This window comes from Proteus genomosp. 6 (genome assembly GCF_040139785.1).
Taxonomy (GTDB): Bacteria; Pseudomonadota; Gammaproteobacteria; order Enterobacterales; family Enterobacteriaceae; genus Proteus.
Window position 1 is genome coordinate 1 of sequence record NZ_JBEEVJ010000025.1, and the last position, 6,651, is coordinate 6,651.

Genomic DNA, 6,651 nt, shown 5'->3' on the forward strand with positions numbered 1-6,651 from the left:
CACTCGTGGCTGCAACCCTGCTTACTCAAAATCTATTCACACATGGTTACGTTTTGGGGAAATTATGAGGGGATCTCTCAGTGCTCAGCATGTTTGAGTGCTTTACTCGCCGCGGGTTGAGAAATATGTAAAACTTCAGCCGCACGCGTTAAGGAACCACAAGTCATTACAGCATAAAAGATATCGAGATGTCTTAATTTCATTCCATGTAGCCTACTGATTATTTATTTCTACGGACTATTCTAACGAATAAAGTATAAATAATCAGATATACTCGTCATAATTCAAATTTTGGTTTAGTTGTCACGAGAATTAATTCGTAAACGTGCAAGCTAAATAGATTGACTAGGGGAATATACGGGGTAAGAAAGCGGCTCGGCATACTGCCCTATAATAAATTGTTAGGAGAAGTACGCCGAGTAGTGTGTAGCTATTAGGTAAAGTATGTACCAATTTCAATAAATATTTTAATTAAGATACTGTTTGAAATATCAACAATAAAGGCACCGACCATAGGAACGACAAGGAAAGCTTTATGTGATGGTCCAAATGCTTTTGTGACTGTTTGCATATTCGCAATTGCTGTTGGTGTTGCTCCCATACCAAAGCCACAGTGACCCGCGCTGATCACGACAGCATCATAATCTTTGCCCATCATTTTGAAGGTGACAAAGCAGGCAAATAGCACCATGACAACAGTTTGTACAGCAATGATAATTAATACTGGCCCTGCCATGCTTGCCAATTGACCAAATTTTAATGACATTAACGCCATTGCCAAGAAAAGCGATAAAGCAACGCTACCTAATACATCGACGGTCGGCTCAAACACTTCGTGTTTAAATACATGAGTCAGTGTATTACGGATAATAATACCGACAAATAAACACCAGACAAAAGTAGGCAGTTGCAGAAAAGTATCTTTAAACAATGCACTGATATAGCCACCAACAACAATACAGATAATCAGCATTGAAATGGTTTCAATAACGTTATTTGCATTGATTTTTCTTTTGACGCTTGGTTGCTCAAAAGCTTCAACGATAGTGTCGCGCTCTTGCTCGGTTGTTTTAGGAATAGAGACCTTTTTCAAAAGATGACGGGCAACAGGGCCGCCAACTAAACCACCCAACACTAATCCAAGTGTTGCACAAGCCATCGCTAATTCAACGGCGCCTGTTACACCATATTTATCAGCGAGAATAGGGCCCCATGCTCCGGCATTACCATGACCACCTGTTAGAGTAATTGAACCTGCAATTAAGCCAATAAATGGACTTTCATTCATCATGACAGCCATACTCATGCCGACAGTATTTTGAATGGCGATTAGGATCGTTACTGCAATAGTTAATAGAACTAACGGCTTTCCTCCTTTAATCAGTCGAGAAAAGTCAGAACTTAGCCCGATAGAGGAAAAGAATGTGAGCATTAATAAACTTTGCAATGAAGCATCAAAAGTAAACGAATAACCTGATGTTTTATCAATAATTAACAGAACAATTGCAACAATAAAGCCACCAACGACGGCTTCTGGTATGTGGTTTTTTTGTAGGAACGGGGTAAATTTTACGACAAACATTCCTATGAGTAGCGCGATACATGCGACTAATAATGTATAACTGGCATCTAGGATCATTTTTTTACCTCTATTAGTTTACCAGAATTTTCACTATAACAATTTAACAATAGTGAAAAATGAAGTTACTTTGGTTAACTAATCTTTAACAATGAGTTTTATTAGGGTATCCATAACTTTTAGTTAATAGGGTCATAATTTTAGTGTGATCTTAATCATGAAATATTAAAAAGATTAAAATAACAACAATGGTATTTAATGATGGGTAAACCTAAATACCATGCGGGATCCGCACTATTTTCGGTGATAGCAAAAAATAAAAAAGTATAAATAATAAACAAAATTATAAGAGAAGGAGAACATGATAAGCGCAGGCCGAGCAATTTAAAGAAGTGTGATATACAACATAAAACAGCAGCATGACCTTTCTATATTTCGTTGCTTATCGAAGTGTTAATTTTCGGGTGGATTACTCTGTTTGTTGATTAATAACGGAGAAAAATATGATTGCTGTAATATTTGAGGTGCAAATACAACCCGACCAACAAACTCGCTATTTGACTTTAGCTGAGGAGTTAAGACCACTATTAAGTCATGTAGCTGGTTTTATTTCAATTGAACGTTTTCAAAGTCTAGCTACAGAAGGAAAAATGTTATCGCTATCTTGGTGGGAAAACGAATACGCAGTTCTGCAATGGAAAAATCATGTTTTACATGCGAAAGCTCAACAAGAAGGGCGAGAGTCAATATTTGATTTTTACAAAATTAGTATTGCTCATATTACTCGCGAATATTCATTTAAAAAGGACAAGGATAATGTTTGATGTTCACGTTGTTTTAGATAATCAAATAGGACAATTAGCATTACTAGGAAAAACATTAGGTAATAAAGGTATTGGATTGGAAGGGGGAGGGATATTTACGGTTGGTGATGAATGCCATGCTCATTTTCTTGTTGAACAAGGAAAGGAAGCTAAAATAGCGCTAGAGCAAGCTGGACTGTTAGTACTTGCGATCCGGACACCATTAATTCGTAAGTTAAAACAGGAAAAACCGGGGGAACTTGGCGAAATAGCACGAGTATTGGCGGAGAATAACATTAATATTTTAGTGCAATACAGTGACCATGCTAACCAACTGATATTAATAACGGACAATGATAGTATGGCTGCATCTGTTACGCTCCCTTGGGCAATAAAGTGAACTTGCGATGGCTAATTTAATACGAAAAGAGGTTACCTTTGAGTCCTCAATAGCCGCGATAGGGGCGGCTATGTCTGACATTTCACGAGTTAAAATACTCAGTGCTTTGATGGATGGGCGAGCTTGGACGGCCACTGAGCTAAGTTCTGTGGCGAATATATCAGCTTCAACGGCGAGCAGTCATTTATCTAAATTATTAGATTGCCAGCTAATCACAGTAGTAGCTCAAGGCAAGCATCGTTATTTTCGGCTAGCAGGAAAAGATATTGCTGAATTGATGGAAAGTATGATGGGGATCTCCTTAAACCATGGCGTACATGCCAAAGTTTCCACGCCAGTGCATTTACGAAAAGCACGTACTTGCTATGATCATTTAGCTGGCGAAGTTGCCGTTAAGATCTATGATTCCCTTTGTCAACAGCAATGGATCACTGAAAATGGTTCAATGATCACATTAAGTGGTATTCAATATTTTCATGAAATGGGAATTGACGTTCCTTCCAAACATTCACGTAAAATCTGTTGTGCGTGTTTAGATTGGAGTGAACGCCGTTTCCATTTAGGTGGGTACGTTGGAGCCGCATTATTTTCGCTTTATGAATCTAAAGGGTGGTTAACTCGACATCTTGGTTACCGTGAAGTTACCATCACGGAAAAAGGTTATGCTGCTTTTAAGACCCACTTTCACATTTAAGTTGTTTTTCTAATCCGCATATGATCAATTCAAGGCCGAATAAGAAGGCTGGCTCTGCACCTTGGTGATCAAATAATTCGATAGCTTGTCGTAATAATGGCGGCATACTATCAGTAGTAGGTGTTTCCCTTTCTTCTTTAGCGACTTGATGCTCTTGATCTTCCAATACGCAACCTAAAGTAAAATGCCCCACAGCGCTGAGTGCATATAATGCATTCTCTAGTGAAAAACCTTGTTGGCATAAAAAGGCTAATTGATTTTCGAGAGTTTCATACTGTTTTTCTGTAGGCCGTGTACCTAAATGTACTTTTGCTCCATCGCGATGACTTAGTAAAGCACATCTAAAACTTTTAGCGTTATTACGTAAAAAATCTTGCCAGCTTTCCCCTTCTAAAGGGCAAAAGTGAGTATGGTGCCTATCTAACATCTCAATGGCTAAGGCGTCGAGCAAAGCCCGCTTATTTTTTACATGCCAATACAATGTAGGCTGCTCTACACCTAGCTTCTGGGCGAGTTTACGGGTTGTTAAACCTTCGATTCCGACCTCATTAAGCAGCTCTAATGCGCTGTTAATCACTTTACTTTTATCTAATCTAGACATCATTAATTCCTAATTTTTGTTGACACTCTATCATTGATAGAGTTATTTTACCACTCCCTATCAGTGATAGAGAAAAGTGAAATGAATAGTTCGACAAAGATCGCATTGGTAATTACGTTACTCGATGCCATGGGGATTGGCCTTATCATGCCAGTCTTGCCAACGTTATTACGTGAATTTATTGCTTCGGAAGATATCGCTAACCACTTTGGCGTATTGCTTGCACTTTATGCGTTAATGCAGGTTATCTTTGCTCCTTGGCTTGGAAAAATGTCTGACCGATTTGGTCGGCGCCCAGTGCTGTTGTTGTCATTAATAGGCGCATCGCTGGATTACTTATTGCTGGCTTTTTCAAGTGCGCTTTGGATGCTGTATTTAGGCCGTTTGCTTTCAGGGATCACAGGAGCTACTGGGGCTGTCGCGGCATCGGTCATTGCCGATACCACCTCAGCTTCTCAACGCGTGAAGTGGTTCGGTTGGTTAGGGGCAAGTTTTGGGCTTGGTTTAATAGCGGGGCCTATTATTGGTGGTTTTGCAGGAGAGATTTCACCGCATAGTCCCTTTTTTATCGCTGCGTTGCTAAATATTGTCACTTTCCTTGTGGTTATGTTTTGGTTCCGTGAAACCAAAAATACACGTGATAATACAGATACCGAAGTAGGGGTTGAGACGCAATCGAATTCGGTATACATCACTTTATTTAAAACGATGCCCATTTTGTTGATTATTTATTTTTCAGCGCAATTGATAGGCCAAATTCCCGCAACGGTGTGGGTGCTATTTACCGAAAATCGTTTTGGATGGAATAGCATGATGGTTGGCTTTTCATTAGCGGGTCTTGGTCTTTTACACTCAGTATTCCAAGCCTTTGTGGCAGGAAGAATAGCCACTAAATGGGGCGAAAAAACGGCAGTACTGCTCGGATTTATTGCAGATAGTAGTGCATTTGCCTTTTTAGCGTTTATATCTGAAGGTTGGTTAGTTTTCCCTGTTTTAATTTTATTGGCTGGTGGTGGGATCGCTTTACCTGCATTACAGGGAGTGATGTCTATCCAAACAAAGAGTCATCAGCAAGGTGCTTTACAGGGATTATTGGTGAGCCTTACCAATGCAACCGGTGTTATTGGCCCATTACTGTTTGCTGTTATTTATAATCATTCACTACCAATTTGGGATGGCTGGATTTGGATTATTGGTTTAGCGTTTTACTGTATTATTATCCTGCTATCGATGACCTTCATGTTAACCCCTCAAGCTCAGGGGAGTAAACAGGAGACAAGTGCTTAGTTATTTCGTCACCAAATGATGTTATTCCGCGAAATATAATGACCCTCTTGATAACCCAAGAGGGCATTTTTTACGATAAAGAAGATTTAGCTTCAAATAAAACCTATCTATTTTATTTATCTTTCAAGCTCAATAAAAAGCCGCGGTAAATAGCAATAAATTGGCCTTTTTTATCGGCAAGCTCTTTTAGGTTTTTCGCATGTATTGCGATATGCATAAACCAGCCATTGAGTAAGTTTTTAAGCACATCATCATCATAAGCTTTAAGTTGGTTCTCTTGGATCAATTTGCTGACAATGGCGTTTACCTTACCAGTAATGTATTCAAGGCTAATTTTTTCAAGTTCATTCCAACCAATGATAGGCATCACTTCTTGGATAGGGATAAGGTTTTTATTATTATCAATAATATAATCAAGATAATGTTCAAATATACTTTCTAAGGCAGACCAACCATTTGTTAAATCAGTTTTTGTTGTGATGTAGGCATCAATCATAATTAATTGCTGCTTATAACAGGCACTGAGTAATTGTTTTTTATTTTTAAAGTGATGATAAAAGGCACCTTTGGTCACCAACGCTTTTCCCGAGATCTCATCTATTGAAACAGCTTGATAGCCTTTTTCAACAAACAATATTCGTGCTGAGTTAACCAGTGATTGATAGGTACTCTTAAAATTTTCTTGTTGATGATTTTTATTTTCCATGATAGATTTAAAATAACATACCGTCAGTATGTTTATGGTATCATGATGATGTGGTCGTGACAATCTTAAGAACATTTAGGTTATTTTATGTATATTGAACAGCATTCTCGCTATCAAAATAAAGCTAATAACATCCAATTAAGATATGATGATAAGCAGTTTCATACAACGGTTATCAAAGATGTTCTATTATGGATTGAACATAATTTAGATCAGTCTTTACTGCTTGATGATGTGGCGAATAAAGCGGGTTATACCAAGTGGTATTTTCAGCGGCTGTTCAAAAAAGTAACAGGGGTCACACTGGCTAGCTATATTCGTGCTCGTCGTTTGACGAAAGCGGCTGTTGAGTTGAGGTTGACGAAAAAAACTATCCTTGAGATCGCATTAAAATATCAATTTGATTCCCAACAATCTTTTACACGTCGATTTAAGTACATTTTTAAGGTTACACCAAGTTATTATCGGCGTAATAAATTATGGGAATTGGAGGCAATGCACTGAGAGATCCCCTCATAATTTCCCCAAAGCGTAACCATGTGTGAATAAATTTTGAGCTAGTAGGGTTGCAGCCACGAGTA

At 38.4% G+C, this 6,651-nt stretch carries 8 protein-coding genes and 2 pseudogenes; 6 read left to right on the top strand and 4 right to left on the bottom strand.

Going from position 1 to position 6,651, the window contains the following annotated elements; genetic code table 11:
• On the top strand, nucleotides 1–68 hold a 68-nt coding region (locus ABN212_RS18335; protein ID WP_223232774.1), incomplete at its 5' end, for a hypothetical protein.
• 15 nt (nucleotides 69–83) lie between these two features.
• Here the strand turns inward: ABN212_RS18335 and ABN212_RS18340 are convergent.
• Together ABN212_RS18340 and gltS are read right to left on the bottom strand one after the other, a co-directional pair.
• Nucleotides 84–203: pseudogene (locus tag ABN212_RS18340) on the bottom strand (LysR family transcriptional regulator); the annotation flags it as partial.
• Nucleotides 204–433: 230 nt separating this feature from the next.
• Nucleotides 434–1,639 carry a sodium/glutamate symporter gene (gene gltS, locus ABN212_RS18345; protein ID WP_000599533.1) on the bottom strand — a complete coding sequence of 402 codons (1,206 nt, stop codon included), beginning with the start codon at nucleotides 1,637–1,639 and terminating at the stop codon, nucleotides 434–436.
• 443 nt (nucleotides 1,640–2,082) lie between these two features.
• Between gltS and ABN212_RS18350 the strand changes: the two genes are divergently transcribed.
• The 3 genes from ABN212_RS18350 to ABN212_RS18360 are packed head-to-tail and all read left to right on the top strand — an operon-like array spanning nucleotide 2,083 to nucleotide 3,476.
• A complete protein-coding gene (locus tag ABN212_RS18350; RefSeq protein WP_000562370.1) occupies nucleotides 2,083–2,403 on the top strand; it encodes an antibiotic biosynthesis monooxygenase family protein in 321 nt (106 codons plus the stop codon).
• Nucleotides 2,396–2,782, top strand: a complete 387-nt coding sequence (locus ABN212_RS18355; protein ID WP_000460651.1) for a hypothetical protein — start codon at nucleotides 2,396–2,398, stop codon at nucleotides 2,780–2,782. Before ABN212_RS18350 ends, ABN212_RS18355 begins: the two co-directional genes overlap by 8 nt.
• A 7-nt stretch (nucleotides 2,783–2,789) precedes the next feature.
• Nucleotides 2,790–3,476 carry an ArsR/SmtB family transcription factor gene (locus ABN212_RS18360; RefSeq protein WP_001284954.1) on the top strand — a complete coding sequence of 229 codons (687 nt, stop codon included), beginning with the start codon at nucleotides 2,790–2,792 and terminating at the stop codon, nucleotides 3,474–3,476.
• On the opposite strand, the gene tetR(B) is transcribed toward ABN212_RS18360, so the two are convergent.
• Complete coding sequence (gene tetR(B), locus ABN212_RS18365; RefSeq protein WP_000088605.1) at nucleotides 3,454–4,077, bottom strand: tetracycline resistance transcriptional repressor TetR(B); 624 nt, start codon at nucleotides 4,075–4,077, stop codon at nucleotides 3,454–3,456. The genes ABN212_RS18360 and tetR(B) overlap by 23 nt on opposite strands.
• A gap of 81 nt (nucleotides 4,078–4,158) precedes the next feature.
• On the opposite strand from tetR(B), the gene tet(B) reads away from it, so the two are divergent.
• Nucleotides 4,159–5,364 (top strand): tetracycline efflux MFS transporter Tet(B), encoded by a 1,206-nt coding sequence (gene tet(B), locus ABN212_RS18370; RefSeq protein ID WP_001089072.1) that lies wholly within the window; start codon nucleotides 4,159–4,161, stop codon nucleotides 5,362–5,364.
• Between the two features lie 112 nt (nucleotides 5,365–5,476).
• On the opposite strand, the gene tetC is transcribed toward tet(B), so the two are convergent.
• Entirely contained in the window at nucleotides 5,477–6,070 is a 594-nt protein-coding gene (gene tetC, locus ABN212_RS18375) for a tetracyline resistance-associated transcriptional repressor TetC (RefSeq protein WP_000428546.1), read from the bottom strand.
• Nucleotides 6,071–6,157: 87 nt separating this feature from the next.
• Here tetC and ABN212_RS18380 point away from each other — a divergent pair.
• A pseudogene (locus ABN212_RS18380) lies at nucleotides 6,158–6,553 on the top strand (helix-turn-helix domain-containing protein); the annotation flags it as partial.
• Between the last annotated feature and the right edge of the window lie 98 nt (nucleotides 6,554–6,651).

What these genes read in the sequence shown, in the direction of transcription:
- gltS (WP_000599533.1), bottom strand. Translation starts at nt 1,639, where the DNA reads ATGATCCTAGATGCCAGTTATACATTATTAGTCGCATGTATCGCGCTA.
- ABN212_RS18350 (WP_000562370.1), top strand. Translation starts at nt 2,083, where the DNA reads ATGATTGCTGTAATATTTGAGGTGCAAATACAACCCGACCAACAAACT.
- ABN212_RS18360 (WP_001284954.1), top strand. Translation starts at nt 2,790, where the DNA reads ATGGCTAATTTAATACGAAAAGAGGTTACCTTTGAGTCCTCAATAGCC.
- ABN212_RS18355 (WP_000460651.1), top strand. Translation starts at nt 2,396, where the DNA reads ATGTTTGATGTTCACGTTGTTTTAGATAATCAAATAGGACAATTAGCA.
- tetC (WP_000428546.1), bottom strand. Translation starts at nt 6,070, where the DNA reads ATGGAAAATAAAAATCATCAACAAGAAAATTTTAAGAGTACCTATCAA.